The 18,526-nt window shown below is 53.0% G+C and carries 19 protein-coding genes; 11 read left to right on the forward strand and 8 right to left on the reverse strand.

Features of this window, described 5'->3' with window-relative positions; translation table 11 throughout:
- Positions 1-36: 36 nt before the first annotated feature.
- Positions 37-1,341, forward strand: a complete 1,305-nt coding sequence (locus tag B9Z35_RS12180) for a CorA family divalent cation transporter (RefSeq protein ID WP_108283977.1) — start codon at positions 37-39, stop codon at positions 1,339-1,341.
- 222 nt (positions 1,342-1,563) lie between these two features.
- Here B9Z35_RS12180 and phoR read toward each other — a convergent pair whose 3' ends face one another.
- From phoR to pstS, 7 genes are all read right to left on the reverse strand, one after another.
- Positions 1,564-2,844, reverse strand: coding sequence for a phosphate regulon sensor histidine kinase PhoR (gene phoR / locus B9Z35_RS12185; protein ID WP_233246574.1), 1,281 nt, complete (start codon positions 2,842-2,844; stop codon positions 1,564-1,566).
- An 85-nt stretch (positions 2,845-2,929) separates the two neighbouring features.
- Positions 2,930-3,616 (reverse strand): phosphate regulon transcriptional regulator PhoB, encoded by a 687-nt coding sequence (gene phoB, locus B9Z35_RS12190; protein WP_108283978.1) that lies wholly within the window; start codon positions 3,614-3,616, stop codon positions 2,930-2,932.
- Between the two features lie 17 nt (positions 3,617-3,633).
- Complete coding sequence (gene phoU / locus B9Z35_RS12195; RefSeq protein WP_108283979.1) at positions 3,634-4,335, reverse strand: phosphate signaling complex protein PhoU; 702 nt, start codon at positions 4,333-4,335, stop codon at positions 3,634-3,636.
- A 12-nt stretch (positions 4,336-4,347) separates the two neighbouring features.
- Positions 4,348-5,124 carry a phosphate ABC transporter ATP-binding protein PstB gene (gene pstB / locus B9Z35_RS12200; protein WP_108283980.1) on the reverse strand — a complete coding sequence of 259 codons (777 nt, stop codon included), beginning with the start codon at positions 5,122-5,124 and terminating at the stop codon, positions 4,348-4,350.
- Positions 5,125-5,144: 20 nt separating this feature from the next.
- Positions 5,145-5,999 (reverse strand): phosphate ABC transporter permease PstA, encoded by an 855-nt coding sequence (gene pstA, locus B9Z35_RS12205; protein ID WP_108283981.1) that lies wholly within the window; start codon positions 5,997-5,999, stop codon positions 5,145-5,147.
- A gap of 10 nt (positions 6,000-6,009) precedes the next feature.
- Entirely contained in the window at positions 6,010-7,002 is a 993-nt protein-coding gene (pstC, locus tag B9Z35_RS12210) for a phosphate ABC transporter permease subunit PstC (protein ID WP_199219824.1), read from the reverse strand.
- Positions 7,003-7,097: 95 nt separating this feature from the next.
- A complete protein-coding gene (gene pstS, locus B9Z35_RS12215; RefSeq protein WP_108283983.1) occupies positions 7,098-8,129 on the reverse strand; it encodes a phosphate ABC transporter substrate-binding protein PstS in 1,032 nt (343 codons plus the stop codon).
- A gap of 106 nt (positions 8,130-8,235) precedes the next feature.
- Between pstS and B9Z35_RS12220 the strand changes: the two genes are divergently transcribed.
- Genes B9Z35_RS12220 through B9Z35_RS12250 form a run of 7 tightly spaced genes read left to right on the forward strand, consistent with a single transcriptional unit; the run spans position 8,236 to position 13,025 of the window.
- A complete protein-coding gene (locus tag B9Z35_RS12220) occupies positions 8,236-8,577 on the forward strand; it encodes a helix-turn-helix transcriptional regulator (RefSeq protein WP_108283984.1) in 342 nt (113 codons plus the stop codon).
- 24 nt (positions 8,578-8,601) lie between these two features.
- Positions 8,602-9,114 (forward strand): arsenate reductase ArsC, encoded by a 513-nt coding sequence (locus tag B9Z35_RS12225; protein WP_108283985.1) that lies wholly within the window; start codon positions 8,602-8,604, stop codon positions 9,112-9,114.
- On the forward strand, positions 9,111-10,130 hold the full coding sequence (gene arsB / locus B9Z35_RS12230) for an ACR3 family arsenite efflux transporter (RefSeq protein WP_108283986.1): 1,020 nt from the start codon (positions 9,111-9,113) through the stop codon (positions 10,128-10,130). Before B9Z35_RS12225 ends, arsB begins: the two co-directional genes overlap by 4 nt.
- A gap of 51 nt (positions 10,131-10,181) precedes the next feature.
- Complete coding sequence (locus B9Z35_RS12235) at positions 10,182-10,706, forward strand: DUF2878 domain-containing protein (protein WP_108283987.1); 525 nt, start codon at positions 10,182-10,184, stop codon at positions 10,704-10,706.
- A complete protein-coding gene (locus tag B9Z35_RS12240) occupies positions 10,706-11,251 on the forward strand; it encodes a DUF3833 domain-containing protein (RefSeq protein ID WP_108284081.1) in 546 nt (181 codons plus the stop codon). The genes B9Z35_RS12235 and B9Z35_RS12240 overlap by 1 nt, the downstream gene beginning before the upstream one ends.
- Before the next feature lie 24 nt (positions 11,252-11,275).
- Positions 11,276-11,440 carry a DUF2256 domain-containing protein gene (locus tag B9Z35_RS12245; protein ID WP_108283988.1) on the forward strand — a complete coding sequence of 55 codons (165 nt, stop codon included), beginning with the start codon at positions 11,276-11,278 and terminating at the stop codon, positions 11,438-11,440.
- The gene (locus tag B9Z35_RS12250; protein ID WP_233246575.1) at positions 11,406-13,025 is read left to right on the forward strand and encodes a cryptochrome/photolyase family protein; all 1,620 of its coding nucleotides are present in this window, start codon (positions 11,406-11,408) and stop codon (positions 13,023-13,025) included. Before B9Z35_RS12245 ends, B9Z35_RS12250 begins: the two co-directional genes overlap by 35 nt.
- Before the next feature lie 21 nt (positions 13,026-13,046).
- Here the strand turns inward: B9Z35_RS12250 and B9Z35_RS12255 are convergent, their stop codons facing one another.
- A complete protein-coding gene (locus B9Z35_RS12255) occupies positions 13,047-15,278 on the reverse strand; it encodes an NADP-dependent isocitrate dehydrogenase (protein WP_108283989.1) in 2,232 nt (743 codons plus the stop codon).
- A 230-nt stretch (positions 15,279-15,508) separates the two neighbouring features.
- Here B9Z35_RS12255 and B9Z35_RS12260 point away from each other — a divergent pair, with 230 nt between their 5' ends.
- The 3 genes from B9Z35_RS12260 to B9Z35_RS12270 are packed head-to-tail and all read left to right on the forward strand — an operon-like array spanning position 15,509 to position 18,518.
- Positions 15,509-16,300 carry a sulfite exporter TauE/SafE family protein gene (locus tag B9Z35_RS12260; protein ID WP_108283990.1) on the forward strand — a complete coding sequence of 264 codons (792 nt, stop codon included), beginning with the start codon at positions 15,509-15,511 and terminating at the stop codon, positions 16,298-16,300.
- Positions 16,301-16,321: 21 nt separating this feature from the next.
- Positions 16,322-18,121 carry a nitrite/sulfite reductase gene (locus B9Z35_RS12265; protein ID WP_108283991.1) on the forward strand — a complete coding sequence of 600 codons (1,800 nt, stop codon included), beginning with the start codon at positions 16,322-16,324 and terminating at the stop codon, positions 18,119-18,121.
- A gap of 25 nt (positions 18,122-18,146) precedes the next feature.
- The gene (locus tag B9Z35_RS12270; protein ID WP_108283992.1) at positions 18,147-18,518 is read left to right on the forward strand and encodes a DUF934 domain-containing protein; all 372 of its coding nucleotides are present in this window, start codon (positions 18,147-18,149) and stop codon (positions 18,516-18,518) included.
- Positions 18,519-18,526: the final 8 nt, after the last annotated feature.

The following is an 18,526-nucleotide window of genomic DNA, read 5'->3' on the forward strand; positions in this document are numbered from 1 at the left end:
TTAATATTCAACTAGCGTCGACAGTTTGGCCAATCCATGTCTCTTAAAAATTTGATCGAAATGTTGAACAAGCAAAAATTAGTCGATGGCATGGTTCATAGTCAGCAAATGCACAAACACGATTTTGTAGAAACTCTTTTACAAAAACAGCACGACGCAGAATTGCACAACTTCATTGCCAAACAAAGCGCTACCGAATTAGGAAGCTATTTAGACGCCCTCCCCTTGGATGATGCCCTGAAGTTATGGAGCAAGATTCCAAATGAAAGAGAAAACGACGTGCTGTGGGAGATCTCCGATGAACGTCGTATCGCGATCGCTGGCGAAAGGCAGCCAGACTTTGAATCGAGCAAGATTAACGTTTATGAGCTGGTAGACGGGCGCTTAAAAAATATACCCATTGCAGGCCGTAAAGACTTAGAAGGTGCTAAACCAATTTGGGTGGACTTGATCAATTCGTCAAAAGCCGAACGTATTTTTGTAGGTTCGCATTTTGGTGTTGAACTACCTGATCCGATTGAAGCTACCGACCTAGAGGTCAGTGCACGTTTTCATGTCGAAGAAAACGACGACATTCATCTGCATTCAAACTTCCTGCTAGATCGCGAAGGCAAATCTAAAAGTATTCCAGTCGCATTTATTTTGCATGGCGGCATTTTGTTTTCTCTAAGAAATGAAGAACTATCGGTATTTAGGCATCAACGTCGTCGCGCATTGACACAGCCAGGTTATGTCACAGATTGCGTAGATCTCTTACTCGACCTTTATGGCGCTGATGTAGAAGTATCAGCTGATTCACTAGAAAACATCTACGCCAAATTAGGTGTTGTTGGCCGTCACGTCTTGAGTGAAGCCATCACTGACCAAGAAGCTGCTGGCATCTTGGCAGACATTGCAGAAGAGGAAGATCAAAATGGTCGAATCCGAAGCAACATCTTGGATACTCAACGCGCCCTGAGTTTCTTGATGCGCGGGCGTTTGCTTACACAAGATCAAATATCAGATTCGAAGCAAATTCTTCGCAACATCGATTCTTTAAACAGCCACACAGCCTTCTTGTTCGACAAGATCAATTTCTTGATGGATGCGACGATTGGTTTCATCAACATCAACCAAAACAAGCGCGTGAATCAACTCACCGTCTTCAGCGTGGTGTTCATGCCTATCAATATTTTGGCGGGTGTGGGTGGCATGTCTGAGTTCTCCATGATGACCGAGGGAACGCCATGGCCAGTGGCCTATGGTGGATTTGTTGTTGGATCTGCATTCATTGGATTAATCACCTATGTGCTTTTAAAGCATGCAGAAAAAAAACGTCTCAGAAAAACTTTAAGTGCCTGATATGAGCCACCATAAACACGAAACAACGCAAATTAAATCCGACGGCTTGCGCTATAGCAGCAAGAAAAACGGTTCTCCCTTCGAGGGCACAGGAAGAACAGGTGAAATGATGAGTTGCATCAAATGCAGCAAACACAAGCCAAGATCTACAGGGTCATTTCGACGCTTCTTAAATGCCAACCATTTTTTCTGTGGTGATTGCCGCGCCGTACCCGTGCAGAGTTAGTGGTTGGCGTGCCAACGATTGGCTGGGAAAATCAATCTAAAGCACGAGCCATGACCCAGCTCACTGGTAATGGAGAGGCTTCCACCATGACGTTGCATCACATGTTTAACAATGGCTAGACCAAGACCCGTACCACCAGACTCACGCGAGCGACTTCTGTCGACCCGATAAAAACGTTCAGTCAAACGTGGCAAGTGTTCTGCGGCTATGCCTGCCCCCGTATCTCGCACATCGATCAATAAGCTGCCATCGATACCTTGATCAACCGATACGTTAATACTTCCACCCCCAGGCGTGTAACGAACTGCGTTGCTCACCAAGTTTGACAAGGCACTTTGCAATTCTCGCGATTCACCCATCAAAGTTGCCGCGCTAAGTGTGGGCTCTACCTTGAATTGAATGGCATGAGGATTCACGCCATGTGTGATGGTGTTTGACAAACCTTTTGCCTCTTGTTCGCAAGAGTCAATCAATTGCTTCAACGGCAACGTACTCAAAACGCTAGGGATAGGACTTCCCTCTAAACGAGACAACGTTAATAAGTCTTCAACCAAGCCTTGCATACGTTCAGCTTGCACAGCCATCAGGCCTAAATAGCGTTTTTTTTCTTCTTCATTCAAATCGAGAGTTTGCAGAGTCTCCACAAAACCGGACATGACCGTCAATGGCGTACGTATTTCATGGGAAACATTGGCCACAAAATCACGGCGCATGGCTTCTGCTTGCTCAATCAATGTGACGTCACGCGTGAGCAAAAGTTGCTTACCCTCACCATAGCGATGGCGCTGCAACGAAATACGAACAGGTCGTTCAATGCGGTTTTTGTGGCCTGCAATCACCACAGGCTCAATCGGCTGCTCCACTGCCATGTATTCCGTAAATACAGGATCACGCAACAAATTACCGACACGTTGCATCACATCTCGTTCTGGATGAATACCTAAATGCGATGCAGCAGTTTTGTTACACCATTCGATTTGCGATCGCGCATCTAACATCACCACACCATTGGGTGAGGTTTGAATGGCCAACAAAAAATCTTTCAAGCGCTGCTCACTGGCTGCAATGGTCCGCTCACGCTCACGCAAAAGCTTGCGTGCACGATCTAAAACAATGCCCCACCAACCCGACATGTGAGGTGCCAAACCTAAATCACCGTGGCGCAACCATGAGCGCACACGGTAACCCCGCCAAGCATCGACTAAGGCCCAAGCCAAGCCTGCCAATAGCGCACCACTCAACAAGTAAAGCGATGGAGGTTGCCTGTCGCTGATCACGGCCCACGAAAAACCAATCGCGGCGCCAAACGCTAGCAGAGAGAAAAAAGAAAGAAATCGACTAATCACATGAACCTTACGTGATTTAGGACTGGTGGGTGATTCTGTATCCTACGCCACGAACAGTTTCTACCATGCTTCCCGCATCGCCCAAGGCCTCGCGCAGGCGTTTGACATGCACATCCACCGTGCGCTCTTCAATGAACACATGGTCACCCCATACACGGTCAAGCAACTGGCTACGGCTGTGCACGCGTTCGGCGTGGTGCATCAAATAGTTGAGCAGCTTGAATTCTGTGGGGCCCAATTTGATGCCTTGGTCGTTGAAGCTCACACGGTGTGTTGAGCCATCCAGCTTCAAAGCACCGATGGTGACCACATCACTGGCTTGCTCAGGCGCACGGCGGCGCAGCACTGCGCGAATACGGGCTAACAACTCTTGCGTGGAGAAAGGTTTGGTGATGTAGTCATCCGCACCCGCATCCAAGCCAGCAATTTTGTCTGGCTCGTCGCCGCGAGCGGTGAGCATGAGAATCGGCGTGGTCTTGGTACGTGGATCCGCACGCCAACGACGTGCCAACTCAATGCCACTTTGACCAGGCAACATCCAATCCAACAAGATCACATCAGGTAGCACTTCGTCGATGTGCTTTTGAGCTGCAACGCCATCGGATGCCAGCAAGGGCAGCATGCCGTTGTGTCGCAAATTGATCGCAATGAGTTCAGCAATCGCCGACTCATCTTCAACCACCAAGACGCGTGCAACTTTCATTTTTGAAATACCTTCAATTAGCCCATGGATGACTCAACATCCGCCAAGGGGGTGTGACGTACGTCTTCACCCTTGACGATGTAGATGACAAACTCAGCAATGTTTTTGGAATGATCACCAATGCGCTCGATGGCTTTGGCCACAAACAACAAATCCAAGCTGGCCGAGATGGTGCGTGGGTCTTCCATCATGTATGTGATGAGCTTGCGCACAAAACCGTCGAACTCTTTGTCAATCGCATCGTCTTCACGCAAAATGGTCACAGCCATGGGTACATCCAAACGCGCAAATGAATCAAGCGCTTTGCGCAACAAACCTGAGGCCATTTCAGCCGACACACGCAAATCTCCCGAAGGCAATGAGCGTGGTGCTGAGCTTTCGATGATGGACTTGACCATGCGGGCAATCTTGGCAGCCTCGTCACCCACACGCTCCAAGTTGGCTGTGGTTTTGGACATGGCCATGAGCAAGCGCAAGTCACGTGCTGTCGGTTGGCGACGACCAATGACGGAGGCGATTTCGCGGTCAATTTCAACTTCAAAGGAGTTGACTTTGTTTTCCGTGACGAGCACATCGTCAGCGGCTTCTGGGCTGAACTGAGACAAGGCATAGACTGCTTGGCGAATTTGTGATTCGACCAAACCGCCCAACTCCATCACGTGTGAGGAGATGTTGTTGAGATCGGAATCAAACTGTGAGGACAGGTGTTTATCTGGCATGGTGTTCTCCTATTAGCCGAAACGGCCTGTGATGTAGTCTTCTGTGGCGGTTTGCTTGGGCTTGAAGAAGATTTGCTCTGTTTCGCCAAACTCCACCAATTCGCCCAAATACATGTAAGCGGTGTAGTCGCTACAACGTGCAGCTTGTTGCATGTTGTGGGTCACGATGGCGATGGTGTAGTCGGCCTTGAGCTCGTGCACCAACTCTTCCACCTTGCCTGTAGAGATAGGGTCCAACGCTGAGGTGGGTTCATCCAACAGCAACACAGAGGGCTTCACTGCCACGCTGCGTGCAATGCACAAACGTTGCTGCTGACCACCGGAGAGTGACAAGCCGTTTTGGCCGAGTTTGTCTTTGACTTCGGTCCACAACGCTGCCTTGGTCAAGGCCCACTCCACCCGCTCATCCATCTCGGTGCGGCTGAGGTCTTCATACAGGCGAACGCCAAAAGCGATGTTGTCGTAAATCGTCATGGGGAACGGGGTGGGCTTTTGAAACACCATGCCGATGCGGGCGCGCAGCAAGTTCAAGTCTTGCTTGGGATCCAAAATGTTTTGGCCGTAGAAGTTGATTTCGCCCTCTGCACGCTGGCCTGGATACAAGCTGTACATGCGGTTCAAGGTGCGCAACAAGGTGGACTTGCCACAACCCGATGGTCCGATGAACGCAGTGACCTTGCGCTCGGCAATGTCCATGGTGACGTTACGCAGGCCTTGGAACTTGCCGTAGAAGAAGTTCAGGTCACGAACTTCCAAGGCGTTTTTTGTTGCTGGTGTTGTTTCAGACATTTTTGAATTCCACTGTGAAATTAGGAGCCGGCTTTATCGCGGAAGAACACACGAGCCAAGATGTTGAGCGCGAGCACGGTCAAAGTAATCAAGAGTGCACCAGCCCAAGCCAGACGCACCCAGTTTTCATAGGGGCTCATGGCAAATTGGAAGATCACGACAGGCAAATTGGCCATGGGCGCGCCCATGTTGGTGCTGAAGAACTGGTTGTTCAAGGCGGTGAAGAGCAAAGGTGCGGTCTCACCACTGATACGGGCCACTGCCAACAACAAACCCGTCATCACACCACTCTTGGCCGCACGCAAGGTGATGAAGGTAGACACCTTCCAACGTGGGGCGCCAAGGGCAAAAGCTGCTTCGCGCAAGCTGCCAGGCACCAAGCGCAACATGTTTTCGGTGGTTCGCATGATCACGGGCACGGCAATGAGTGACAAAGCCAAGCTACCCGCGTAGCCAGAGAAGTTACCCACCGTGGCCACTGCGATGGCATACACAAACAAGCCCAGCACGATCGAAGGTGCGGACAACATGATGTCTGTTACAAAGCGTGTGAGCTCGGCAGTTTTGCTTTCATCACCGTATTCGGTGAGGTAGATACCGGCCAAGATGCCCACGGGGGTAGACACCAACACGGTCAAGCCCACAATCATCAAGCTGCCCACGATCGCATTGCGCAAGCCACCGCCTTCGGTGCCTGGTGCAGGCGTGTCGTGGGTGAGCAAGTTGGCATCCAAGGCAGACAAACCATTGGAGAACAAGACATACAAAATCCAGAGCAACACGGCCAAGCCGATGGCCATGGCAGACATAGAGAACGCCAAACCCAGCATGCTGGTGATGCGACGCTTGGTGTAGAGCTGTTGGTTCATTTCCATAGATAACCTCTTAGTTGCCTTTGGCTTTTTCGGCGCGCTGAATCATGTTCTTAGCCAAGGCCAACACCACAAAGGTGATGACGAACAGCAAGAAGCCCAGAGCAAACAAGGTGGAGAAATGCAAGGCCTCGGCCTCGCCAAATTCATTGGCTAGCACTGACGCAATAGAGGTGCCGGGTGAGAACAACGAGGTGGGCATGCGGTTGGCATTGCCAATCACAAAGGTCACCGCCATGGTTTCACCCAAGGCGCGACCTAGACCCAGCATGATGCCGCCGATCACACCTTTTTGTGTGTAGGGCAACACCACTTGGCGCACCACTTCCCATGTGGTGCAACCCAAACCATACGCAGACTCACGCAAGATGGCAGGCGTGATTTCAAACACATCACGCATCACCGCTGCCACAAATGGCAGCACCATGAAAGCCAGCACAACACCTGCCGCCAAAATGCCCATGCCATTGGTCGCGCCACCAAACAAGAAACCTACCAAAGGCATGCCGCCTAACACTTGTTGCAAGGGCATTTGAACGTAGTCGGCAAACAAAGGCGCGAAAACAAACAAACCAAACATGCCATAAATGATGGATGGCACAGCAGCCAACAATTCAATGGCTGTGCCCAGCGGGCGACGCAGCCACACAGGACAGGTCTCGGTCAAAAACACAGCCACGCCAAAGGCCAGTGGCACGGCGATTAGCAAAGCAATGCTGGCACTCGACACGGTACCCACGATGGCAATGGCAGCGCCAAAGTCTTCGTTGATGATGTCCCACTCGATGTGCCACAAAAAGTTAAAGCCAAAGCGTTGGAACGTTGGCCATGCATTCACAAACAACGAAAGAATGATGCCCAACAAGGCCACCAACACCAACAAAGAAAACGCTTGTGTGATGCGGTGGAAAAAGAAGTCTTGCACGCGCTGCTTCTTGGCAATGGCCACCATGTCGTTGCTGACGACTTGGCTGGTTTCATGCTGCGATAGATTGGTTGTGCTCATGACAGACCCTAAACTCATTGGAACACCTTGCTTTTTAAAACTAAAAATCCGTCGGCACGCTACATAGGGCCGACGGAATTTTTGATTCATTCAAATTACTTTTGAATTTGTGTCCACACTTTGGCGCGGATTTGTGTGGTCAATGCATCAGGCAAGGCCACGTAGTCGAGGTCTTGCGCCATCTTTTTGCCATTCAAGAAAGCCCAGTCAAAGAACTTGATGGCTTCAGCTGCTGCCGCTTTGTCTGTGGGTTGCTTGTACATCAAGATGAATGAAGCCGTGCTGATGGGCCAGCTGGTAGCACCTTTGGCATTGACCATGGATACGCCCATACCTGGAACGCTCATCCAATCAGCGCCTGCGGCTGCAGCAGCAAATGTCAAATCATCAGGTGCCACATACTTGCCATCGGCGTTTTGCAACTGCATGTAAGTCATGTTGTTCTTTTTAACGTAGGCGTATTCCACGTAACCCAATGCGCCTTTGACGCGGTTCACGTTGGCAGCAACACCTTCGTTGCCCTTGCCACCCACAGAAGAAGCAGCGGGCCACTTGACAGCAGCGCCCTTGCCCACTTTGTCAGACCAGTCCTTGCTCACAGCAGTGAGGTAGTCGGTGAAGTTAAAGGTGGTGCCAGAACCATCAGCGCGGTGAACGATGGTGATTTCTTGCTCAGGCAATTTTTTGCCTGGGTTCAAAGCGGCGATTTTGGCGTCGTTCCACTTGGTGATCTTGCCCAAGAACATGTCGGCCAACACGGGGCCAGTGATGCGCAATTCGCCTGGCTTGAAGCCTTCCAAGTTCACCACAGGCACTGTGCCGCCGATGATGGCGGGAAACTGGACCAAGCCTTCTTTTTCGAGATCTTCACCAGACAGAGGCGCGTCAGTGGCACCGAACGTCACGGTCTTGGCCTTAATTTGACGAATACCACCAGATGAACCGATGGATTGGTAATTCAAGCCATTGCCGGTGGCAGCTTTGTAGCCCTCAGCCCACTTGGCGTACATAGGGAAAGGGAATGTCGCGCCGGCACCTGTGATGTCAGCCGCGAATGCAGAACCCATCGCCAAAGTTGCCATAGCAGCAGCGGCCACAGATTTGATGAAAGTGCGCTTCGTGTTCATGAGATTCCTTCAATTGGTTAGAACAGATGTGACTTTATCTAGCCATTGTGACGGTACTGTGACACATATGACAGTTTTATTTCAACGATTCAAGTATCATTGAAATATGAGCCAAAACAACCACTCTGAATCGCAAGTCGTCGAAGCCTTAGCCGCGCTGGCACAAAGCCAACGCTTACGTGCCTTCCGCGCCTTGGTGGTGGCCGGTGCCGAGGGTTTGACCCCCAGTACCCTCGCCGCCTTGTTGCAAATTGCGCCCAGCGCTTTGTCGTTTCACCTCAAAGCACTCAGCCACGCTGGTTTGGTGAGCGCCGAGGCCAGTGGCCGCAACTTGATTTACCGAGCCGAGTTCGCTCGCATGAACGATTTGCTCACCTACCTGACCCAAGACTGCTGCCAAGGCCAATCGTGCGCAGTGGTGCCAGAAACCGTAAAAGCTTGCTGCTGATTCATTGACCTCACGAGACTTCACATGACCACACTCAACGTTCTCTTTTTGTGCACACACAATTCAGCGCGCAGCATCTTGTCTGAAGCTTTGCTCAACCACATGGCTTCAGGCGCGAGCGGCACACGCTTCAAAGCTTTCTCTGCTGGCAGCAGCCCGCGCGAAAACCAACAACCCAACCCACTGGGACTGCAAGTGCTGAAAGCCGCTGGCATTGACACCTCGTACCTCAGCAGCAAAAGCTGGGACGAGTTTGCCAAGCCCGATGCACCGCACATGGACTTGGTCATCACCGTGTGCGACAACGCGGCGGGCGAGGTGTGCCCCTATTGGCCAGGCCAGCCCGCCACCGCGCATTGGGGCTATGCCGACCCATCTGCGATAGAGGGCAGTGATGAAGATCGACTAGAAGCTTTTCGCGCGACCTTGCACCTGATTCACAAGCGCTTGCAACTGTTGGTGGACTTGCCTGCAGACAAGCTGCAAAAAACCATGTTGCAACACACAGCCAAAGAGCTGAGCGGGAGCCACGCATGAACTTCTTTGAACGCTACCTGACCGCGTGGGTAGGCCTGTGCATCGTCGTGGGCATAGCGCTAGGCCAATGGCAGCCTGAACTGTTTCAAGCCATTGGCAGCATGGAATACGCACAAGTCAACTTGCCTGTGGGCTTGCTGATTTGGGTGATGATCATTCCCATGCTGGTGAAAGTGGACTTTGGCGCGCTACACGAAGTGCGTCAGCACATCAAAGGCATTGGCATCACGTTGTTTGTGAACTGGTTGGTCAAGCCGTTTTCGATGGCATTGTTGGGCTGGTTTTTTATTCGCTATTTGTTTGCGCCGCTATTGCCTGCTGAGCAAATTGACAGCTACATCGCAGGCCTCATTTTGCTAGCTGCTGCGCCCTGCACGGCGATGGTGTTTGTGTGGAGCCGCCTGACCAACGGCCACCCTTTGTTCACGCTCTCGCAAGTGGCGTTGAATGACGCCATCATGATGGTGGCATTTGCGCCGCTGGTGGCGTTCTTACTCTGCCTCTCGGCCATCATCGTGCCTTGGGACACGCTCATCACCTCGGTGGTTTTGTACATCATCGTGCCCGTGGTGTTGGCGCAGTTGATTCGCAAAGCTTTGCTCGCTCAAGGCGAGGCTAAATTTGAAGCCGTCATGGCACGCATTGGCCCTTGGTCAATCACAGCGTTGCTCGCCACGCTGGTGTTGTTGTTCGCATTTCAAGGCGAAGCGATTTTGAAACAGCCTTTGGTCATTGCCCTGCTTGCCGTGCCTATCCTGATTCAGGTGTTGTTCAATTCTGCTTTGGCTTACTTGCTCAACCGTGCGTTGGGCGAGGCGCACAGCGTGGCCTGCCCTTCTGCCTTGATTGGTGCTTCCAACTTCTTTGAACTGGCGGTGGCTGCTGCCATCAGCCTCTTTGGCTTTGAGTCGGGAGCTGCACTGGCCACAGTCGTGGGCGTACTCATTGAAGTGCCGGTGATGCTGCTCGTGGTGAACGTGGTGAACCGCAGCAAAGGCTGGTACGAGCACAAATAAGCGCAATGACCATCGAAGTCCAAAGGTTGCCCTGAGTTTTTAGAATGAGATATGCGTCTTTTTCTGAATGCCCTTGGATTTCAAACCGCTTGGTGGGCCTGCATCGCAGGCTTAGGACATGGGCTGGAAATACCGGCCCTGCTCTATGGACTGACGCTGGCTGGCCTGCATACGGCATACGCCCCAAAACCATCGCAAGAAATCAAACTTGCAGCCGTGGCGTTAGCAATAGGCGTGGCCATTGACACCGTTTTGCAAGCCGCATCTGTCATTGACTTTTACGGCTGGTCACTGGCCTTCTTCAGCCCGTTTTGGCTTTGGTTGCTTTGGGTCTTGTTTGCGATGACCTTGAATGCATCGTTATCTTTCTTGCAAACAAAACCCTTGTGGCTCTCAGCATTGGCTGGGCTGGTGTTTGGGCCGCTGACCTACTATGCTGGTGCGCAACTGGGTGCCGCCTACTTTGACGGCTCCTTCATTCACACCGCAGCACTCGCATTGGTTTGGATGATTGCACTGCCCTTCTTGGTCTACATGGCCCAACAACTCTTCACACACACCAAAGGTCAACCATGATGAACCGTCGAATGCTTTTACTCAGCGGCATGGCCAGCACGGCAATGGCTGCCAATTTGAGTGGCTGTGCCAGTCCAACCGTTGAGGACTATGCAGGCCAAAAACCCGCGCTCGACTTGCGCACCTACTTCAATGGTGTGGTCGATGCTTGGGGCATCTTCACTGACCGCAACGGCAAAGTGGTGAAGCGTTTTACTGTGGAGATGAAATGCCAATGGCAAAACGACCAAGGCATCTTGGACGAAGACTTTGTCTACTCTGACGGAACTAAAGAAAAGCGCATCTGGAAACTCACTGACAAAGGTAACGGTAACTATGTGGGCACTGCAGGCGATGTGGTGGGCACGGCTGAAGGTCAAACCAAAGGCAATGCATTCAACTGGCGATACACCCTCGCACTGCCCGTCGACGGCAGCATCCTCAATGTTCAGATGGATGACTGGATGTATCTGATGAATGACCGCATGATGCTCAACAAAGCTCGCATGACCAAGCTGGGTGTGCATCTGGGCGATGTCACCTTGTCGTTCACGCGCAGAGCTTAAACGTCTTCACAAACTTTGCGCACCATGAGCAACACCAAAACATTCAAAGGCAACAAACAGAGCCTGCCTAGCAAACCCTGCAAAGCGTGTGGGCGGGACATGACGTGGCGCAAAGCTTGGGCGAAGAATTGGGATCAGGTCCTGTACTGTTCAGATGCGTGCCGCAAAAACAAAGCTGGGCTGGCATAAAACCATGCCCACCCCCAAACGCCTCATACTCATCCTTGGCGACCAACTCAACGATGATGCAACAGGACTGAGCGATTTCAACGCCGAGCACGATACCCTATGGATGGCCGAGGTAACGGAAGAGTCCACACACATCCCATCATCGAAACAACGCACCACTGTTTTCTTAAGTGCCATGCGGCACTTTGCTGAGCAACTCAAAGCGCGCGGTTGGCCGCTGATTTACAGCCAACTTGATGACCCGAACAACACAGGCACTTTGGCTGGTGAACTGAGCAAAGCCATTGCTCAAATACGACCTCAACAACTTGTCATGACAGCACCTGGGGACTGGCGAGTGTTGCAAAGTTTGCGCTCTGTGGCCAAGCAACATGATGTTCCGCTAGAGATTCGTGACGACACGCACTTTTTCAGTACTGTGCGCGACTTTGCAGATCATGCCAAAGACCGCAAGCAGTTGCGTTTGGAGTATTTCTACCGAGAGCTGCGCCAGAAAAATGGCATCTTGATGGAAGGCAAAAAACCCATAGGCGGCCAATGGAACTTTGATGCTGACAACCGGGGTAGCTTTGGCAAACAAGGGCCCGGCATGTTGCCCCCACCCACACGCGTCGCACCCGATGCCATCACCCAAGACGTGATGCGTTTGGTCAACGACAAGCTGGCTCACCACCCCGGATCGATCGCGCAGTTTGGTTGGCCCGTCACGCGTGCACAAGCGCTGGTGGCCTTGGATGAATTCATCACACACCGCTTGCCCAGCTTTGGGCTTTACCAAGATGCGATGTGGGAAGGCGAAGTGTGGCTCTATCACTCGCAGCTTTCATGCGCTTTGAACTTGAAGCTGATCAACCCACGCGAGGTGTTGGCTGCGGCCGAGGCAGCGTTTCACAAGGGCCATGCCCCACTAGAAGCTGTCGAAGGTTTTGTGCGGCAAATCTTGGGTTGGCGTGAATACGTGCGTGGCATTTATTGGACGCACATGCCCGAGTACGCTGAGGGTAACGCCCAACAAGCGCACGAACCGCTGCCCGAGTTTTACTGGACCGGCAACACCGACATGGCCTGCTTGCGCGATGCCATCACGCAAACCCTGCAACACGGCTATGCACACCACATTCAACGCTTGATGGTGACCGGCCTTTACGCCTTGCTACTGGGCGTGGCGCCGAAACAAGTGCACCAGTGGTACTTGGGCGTGTATGCGGATGCGGTGGAATGGGTAGAGCTACCCAACACGCTCGGTATGAGCCAGTTCGCCGATGGCGGCCTGATGGCCAGCAAGCCCTATGTCGCCAGTGGCAAATACATCGACCGCATGAGCAACCATTGCAAAGGCTGCCGCTTCAACCCTGCCGAATCCACGGGCGAGACCGCCTGCCCGTTCACGACGCTGTATTGGGATTACCTAGGCCGACACGCCGACATGCTGGCTAAAAACCCGCGCATGTTGATGCAACTGAAGAACCTCAACCGGCTCTCACCCGAACAGCGCGAAGCGATTACCACGCAAGCACAAACACATCGTGCACAACTTCATGCCCATAAAAAAGCCCCCCAAGCCTTGCGGCTTGAAGGGCTCTGAGTCGTCAAGCGACTGGAAGGCTTAGACGCTAGCCAATGCTGCGTTGAACGTGGCGCTTGGACGCATCACAGCTTCGAGCTTCTTGGCATCTGGCAGGTAGTAACCGCCGATGTCCACTGGCTTGCCTTGAACGGCATTGAGCTCGTCCACGATCTTCTTCTCGTTCTCAGTCAAACTCTTAGCCAAAGGAGCGAACTTGGCAGCCAAGTCTTTGTCTTCGGTTTGCGCTGCCAACTCTTGGGCCCAGTACATGGCCAAGTAGAACTGGCTGCCACGGTTGTCGAGCTGACCTGTTTTGGGCGATGGGTTTTTGTTGGTGTCCAACAATTTGCCGGTCGCTGCATCCAAAGTCTTAGCTAACACCACCGCTTTGGCGTTGTTGTTTTTCAAGCCCATGTCTTCGAATGACACAGCCAAGGCCAAGAACTCACCCAGTGAATCCCAACGCAAGTGGTTTTCTTCCACCAACTGTTGCACGTGCTTAGGTGCAGAACCGCCCGCGCCAGTTTCGTACATGCCGCCACCGGCCATCAAAGGCACCACAGACAACATCTTGGCCGAGGTACCCAACTCCATGATCGGGAACAAATCGGTCAAGTAGTCGCGCAAGATGTTGCCTGTTGCGCTGATGGTGTCCAAACCGCGCACCACGCGCTCGAGGGTGTAACGCATCGCACGCACTTGGCTCATGATTTGGATGTCCAAACCATTGATGTCGTGCTCGTGCAAGTACATCTTCACTTTGCGGATCAATTGGGCTTCGTGTGGACGGTAAGAGTCCAACCAGAACACCACGGGCATGCCAGAGTTGCGGGCACGTGTCACAGCCAATTTCACCCAATCGCGGATGGCGGCGTCTTTCACTTGGCACATGCGCCAGATGTCGCCAGCTTCCACGTCTTGGCTGAGCAAGACTTCGCCTGTCTCCAGGTCGGTGATGTTGGCCACGCCGTCTTCGGTGATTTCGAAAGTTTTGTCGTGTGAGCCGTATTCTTCAGCTTGCTGAGCCATCAAACCCACGTTAGGCACAGTGCCCATCGTTTTGGGATCGAAGTTGCCGTGCCACTTACAGAAGTTGATCATCTCTTGGTAGATACGGGCAAAAGTCGATTCGGGCATCACAGCCTTCACGTCTTTCAAGCGGCCATCAGCGCCCCACATCTTGCCGCCGTTGCGAATCATGGCGGGCATGGATGCATCGACGATCACATCGTTAGGTGAGTGGAAGTTGGTGATGCCTTTGGCAGAGTCAACCATGGCCAACTCTGGACGGTGCTCGTGGCAAGCATGCAAGTCACGCTTGATTTCGTCTTGTTGGCTTTGTGGCAACGCTGTGATCTTGCTGTACAGATCGGCCATGCCGTTGTTAACGTTCACACCGAGTTCTTTGAAAGTCTTGGCGTGTTTTTCGAACGCTTCTTTGTAGAAGATCTTGACGCAGTGGCCGAACACGATGGGGTGAGACACCTTCATCATGGTGGCTTTCACGTGCAAGGAGAACATCACGCCAGTTTTGTGTGCGTCTTCGATTTCCTTGGCGTAGAACTCTTCCAAGGCTTTCTTGCTCATGAACATGCTGTCGATGACTTCACGGTCGAGCAAAGAGACTTTTGGCTTCAACACCACGGCTTTGCCGCTCTTGGTGATGAGCTCCATCTTCACGTCACGGGCTTTGTCCAAGGTGATGGATTTTTCGCCGTGGTAGAAGTCGCCATGGTGCATGTGCGACACGTGTGAACGAGAAGCTTGGCTCCACTCAGCCATGCTGTGTGGATTCTTGCGAGCGAACTCTTTCACAGCGCGAGGGGCGCGGCGGTCAGAGTTACCTTCGCGCAAAACGGGGTTCACAGAGCTGCCGATGCACTTGCCGTAACGAGCCTTGATGGCTTTGTCTTCGTCAGTGGTTGGGGCTTCTGGGTAATCAGGCAATGCATAGCCTTTGGCTTGCAATTCTTTGATGGCGGCTGTCAGCTGGCCCACAGAGGCGCTGATGTTTGGCAACTTGATGATGTTGGCTTCTGGCTTCAAAGTCAGTTTGCCCAATTCAGACAGGTTGTGCGTCACACGTTGGGCTTCGGGCAACATGTCCGAGAACTCACCCAAGATACGGGCAGCCACAGAGATATCGCTAGACACCACGTCAATGCCAGCTGGAGCAGCAAATGTACGGATGATGGGCAGGAACGAAGCTGTTGCCAACAAGGGGGCTTCGTCAGTCAGGGTGTAAACGATTTGGGATTTTTCAGCAGCCATTGCTCGGTCTCATTCTTTATTTGGATAGGGTGAAAGAAATACTGTTTTCTTGAGTTTTGCGGCGGTTAACCGCTGGCTCAAAAGCCAACATTATCCACACCACTTTAGCCGACCCGCCCCTGCGCTTTGCTTACGACCCAGGCCTGAGAAAAACCCTTATTCCAATTTGGCATATATGTAGAACAAACAAATCGTTTGTTTTGGCATAAAGAACACCTACAGTCCACGCCATGCAAGATTTTGGTTTCGTATTCGCGGGTTTCTTTGTGGGCTTGGTCGTCGGCTTGACCGGGGTCGGTGGCGGCTCACTGATGACGCCCATTTTGATTTTCTTCTTTGGCGTCAAGCCCTACATGGCCGTAGGCACCGATTTGCTGTTTGCCGCCTTCACCAAGGCAGGCGGCACGTTCAGCTTTGCGCGTCAACGCATCGTGCCTTGGCGTGTCGTCATTTCCTTGTGCGCTGGCAGCATCCCTGCGGCTGGGGCCACACTTTGGGTGTTGCACAACATTGGCCCGTCTGACGCTGCCGTGCAAAAGGTGATGACGCTCACCTTGGGCGTTGCCCTACTGCTGACCGCCAGCGCCATGCTGTTTAAGGTTATTCGCGGCAAACAAGCGCCGGTGGTGCTGGCCGAAGAAAACCTGTTTGAGGCCACCCAGCCCCGCCACTGGTCACTGCCTGTCTTGTTTGGGGCGGCCATTGGTATCTTGGTGACCCTCACCTCGGTGGGTGCAGGCGCCATTGGCGTGACGGTGCTTATGATCCTGTATCCCCAACTGCCTTTGTTACGCATCGTGGCAGCTGATATTGCGTATGCCGTGCCGCTGACCATGGTGGCGGGCTTGGGCCACGCCTCTTTGGGCTCGGTTGATTGGTCCTTGCTGGGCTTGTTGTTGACCGGCTCATTGCCCGGTATTTGGCTCGGTTCACGCCTGATGCACAAAACGCCTGAGCGCGTGATTCGTTCCATTCTTTCTGTGTTGCTGGCATGGGCTGGCAGCAAACTGGTTTTTGCTTAATTTTTTAGCTTGAGTATTTAGATGTACCAATACACTCCCTTCGATTCAGAATTCGTCAAAGCCCGTTCCGCTCAGTACCGCGATCAGCTCGAACGCAATTTGGCTGGCAAATTGGGCGATGACGAGTTCCGCCCCTTGCGTTTGCAAAACGGCTGGTATGTCCAACGTTACGCCCCTATGTTGCGCGTGGCTGTGCCCTACGGCGAATTGAATAGCGCACAACTGCGCGTTTTGTCACAAATCGCGCGCGACTACGACACGCCCAAGCCTGAGGTGCTCGCCACGGCACAAACCACCCAAGACAAGATCAGTGCCACGGCTGCAGTTCCAATTGATGCTCCCAAGCTTGTGACGAATTGCGGCCACTTCACCACCCGTCAAAACGTGCAGTTCAACTGGATTCCACTTGAAAAAAGTGCTGACGTGATGGACTTGTTGGCCAGCGTCAACCTGCACGGCATTCAAACCAGCGGCAACTGCATTCGCAACATCACCAGCGACGAACGCGCCGGCATTGCGGTGGACGAAGACGTCGACCCACGCCCTTACGCCGAAATGCTGCGCCAGTGGAGCACCTTGCACCCCGAGTTTGCTTACCTGCCTCGCAAATTCAAAATCGCCATCACTGGGGCAACTGAAGACCGCGCAGCCATCGAGTGGCACGACATTGGCCTGCGTTTGCTGCGTGATGACGAAGGCCAAGTAGGCTTCAAGATTTACGTGGGCGGCGGCATGGGCAGAACGCCCATGACAGGCCAAGTGATTCGTGAGTTCTTGCCATGGAACCACATCATCAACTACCTCGAAGCTGTGGTGCGTGTGTACAACAACTGGGGTCGTCGCGACAACATCTACAAAGCGCGTATCAAAATTTTGGTCAAGGCCGAAGGCCAACGCTACTTTGACGAAGTCAACGAAGAGTTTGACCGCATCTTGGAAAGCGGTGCACACCACACCATCCCGCAAACTGAACTCGACCGCGTGAGTGCCTGCTTTGTGTCGCCACCTGTAGACGTGGTGTCTGATGAAGCCCAAGAAAAAGCCGAACAAGCCTTATTGGCACAAGCCAAGGCCGACAAAGAATTCACCCGTTGGTTGCAACAAAACGTGACCAGCCACCAGAACCCTGGCCTGCGCGTGGTCACCCTGTCGTTCAAACGTTTGGGCCAAGCCCCGGGCGATGCAACTGCCGACCAACTGGCGATTGCCGCTGACTTGGCCGAGAAATTCAGCTCAGGCGAAGTGCGCGTGAACCACGACCAAAACTTGGTGTTGCCTTGGGTGCGCATTGACCAATTGGCTGAGCTGTACCAAGCCGCCAAAGCCGCAGGCTTTGCCCGTGCCAATGTGCATTTGTTAACCGACATGATCGCCTGCCCCGGCGGCGACTACTGCGCGTTGGCCAATGCTCGTTCGTTGCCCATCGCTGCTGCTATCACCGAGCGTTACCAAGACCTCGACGAGTTGTTTGACTTGGGCGAGATTGACTTACACATCAGCGGTTGCATCAACTCTTGCGGCCACCACCACAGCGGCCACATCGGCATCTTGGGCGTGGATAAAGACGGCCAAGAGTGGTACCAAGTCACCCTCGGTGGCTCGGACGGTTCATTCTTGAGCGGTCCATCCAAAGCTGGCAAAGTGGTTGGCCCATCGTTCGCAGCCGCCGAAGTGGTGGACGTGGTGGAAGCCGTGCTGGACACCTACCGCGACAAGCGCGAAGGCCACGAGACCTTTGCACGCACGCTGAACCGCGTGGGCTTTGATGTCTTCAAAGCCGCGGCCAATTCGGCCCGTAACACCACCGCACGTGCTGCCTAAGCCAGAACCCGATACGAGAAGAACCATGAGCCTGCAAATCATCACCCAACACACATCCGACGGCACCAACGCACGCGCTTTGGCCAACGACGTGGACGTGCAAACCCTCGACCTCGAAGGCTTGGAGCGCATCGATCTGAACTTCCCCAAGTTCACCGATGGCCGCGCTTTCAGCCAAGCTTTTGTGCTGCGCCGCCGTGGCTTTAGCGGCGACATCCGCGCCCACGGCGATGTGTTGATTGACCAACTGCTGCAGATGCAACGCAGTGGTTTCTCAAGTGCCGTGCTGCGTGACGACCAAGACGCCGCACACGGCGAAAAACTGTTGACGCACTACAAAGCTTTCTACCAAGGCGATGCCGTCACCGCAGAACCCAAATTTGCCCGCGTGGGCTAAGCAGGCAA

Origin of the sequence: Limnohabitans sp. Jir61 (genome assembly GCF_003063545.1) — a bacterium.
In the GTDB taxonomy this organism is placed as follows: domain Bacteria; phylum Pseudomonadota; class Gammaproteobacteria; order Burkholderiales; family Burkholderiaceae_C; genus Limnohabitans.

What these genes read in the sequence shown, in the direction of transcription:
- B9Z35_RS12180 (WP_108283977.1), top strand. Translation starts at nt 37, where the DNA reads ATGTCTCTTAAAAATTTGATCGAAATGTTGAACAAGCAAAAATTAGTC.
- phoB (WP_108283978.1), bottom strand. Translation starts at nt 3,616, where the DNA reads ATGAAAGTTGCACGCGTCTTGGTGGTTGAAGATGAGTCGGCGATTGCT.
- phoU (WP_108283979.1), bottom strand. Translation starts at nt 4,335, where the DNA reads ATGCCAGATAAACACCTGTCCTCACAGTTTGATTCCGATCTCAACAAC.
- pstB (WP_108283980.1), bottom strand. Translation starts at nt 5,124, where the DNA reads ATGTCTGAAACAACACCAGCAACAAAAAACGCCTTGGAAGTTCGTGAC.
- pstA (WP_108283981.1), bottom strand. Translation starts at nt 5,999, where the DNA reads ATGGAAATGAACCAACAGCTCTACACCAAGCGTCGCATCACCAGCATG.
- pstC (WP_199219824.1), bottom strand. Translation starts at nt 7,002, where the DNA reads ATGAGCACAACCAATCTATCGCAGCATGAAACCAGCCAAGTCGTCAGC.
- pstS (WP_108283983.1), bottom strand. Translation starts at nt 8,129, where the DNA reads ATGAACACGAAGCGCACTTTCATCAAATCTGTGGCCGCTGCTGCTATG.
- B9Z35_RS12220 (WP_108283984.1), top strand. Translation starts at nt 8,236, where the DNA reads ATGAGCCAAAACAACCACTCTGAATCGCAAGTCGTCGAAGCCTTAGCC.
- B9Z35_RS12225 (WP_108283985.1), top strand. Translation starts at nt 8,602, where the DNA reads ATGACCACACTCAACGTTCTCTTTTTGTGCACACACAATTCAGCGCGC.
- arsB (WP_108283986.1), top strand. Translation starts at nt 9,111, where the DNA reads ATGAACTTCTTTGAACGCTACCTGACCGCGTGGGTAGGCCTGTGCATC.
- B9Z35_RS12235 (WP_108283987.1), top strand. Translation starts at nt 10,182, where the DNA reads ATGCGTCTTTTTCTGAATGCCCTTGGATTTCAAACCGCTTGGTGGGCC.
- B9Z35_RS12240 (WP_108284081.1), top strand. Translation starts at nt 10,706, where the DNA reads ATGAACCGTCGAATGCTTTTACTCAGCGGCATGGCCAGCACGGCAATG.
- B9Z35_RS12245 (WP_108283988.1), top strand. Translation starts at nt 11,276, where the DNA reads ATGAGCAACACCAAAACATTCAAAGGCAACAAACAGAGCCTGCCTAGC.
- B9Z35_RS12250 (WP_233246575.1), top strand. Translation starts at nt 11,406, where the DNA reads ATGCGTGCCGCAAAAACAAAGCTGGGCTGGCATAAAACCATGCCCACC.
- B9Z35_RS12255 (WP_108283989.1), bottom strand. Translation starts at nt 15,278, where the DNA reads ATGGCTGCTGAAAAATCCCAAATCGTTTACACCCTGACTGACGAAGCC.
- B9Z35_RS12260 (WP_108283990.1), top strand. Translation starts at nt 15,509, where the DNA reads ATGCAAGATTTTGGTTTCGTATTCGCGGGTTTCTTTGTGGGCTTGGTC.
- B9Z35_RS12265 (WP_108283991.1), top strand. Translation starts at nt 16,322, where the DNA reads ATGTACCAATACACTCCCTTCGATTCAGAATTCGTCAAAGCCCGTTCC.
- B9Z35_RS12270 (WP_108283992.1), top strand. Translation starts at nt 18,147, where the DNA reads ATGAGCCTGCAAATCATCACCCAACACACATCCGACGGCACCAACGCA.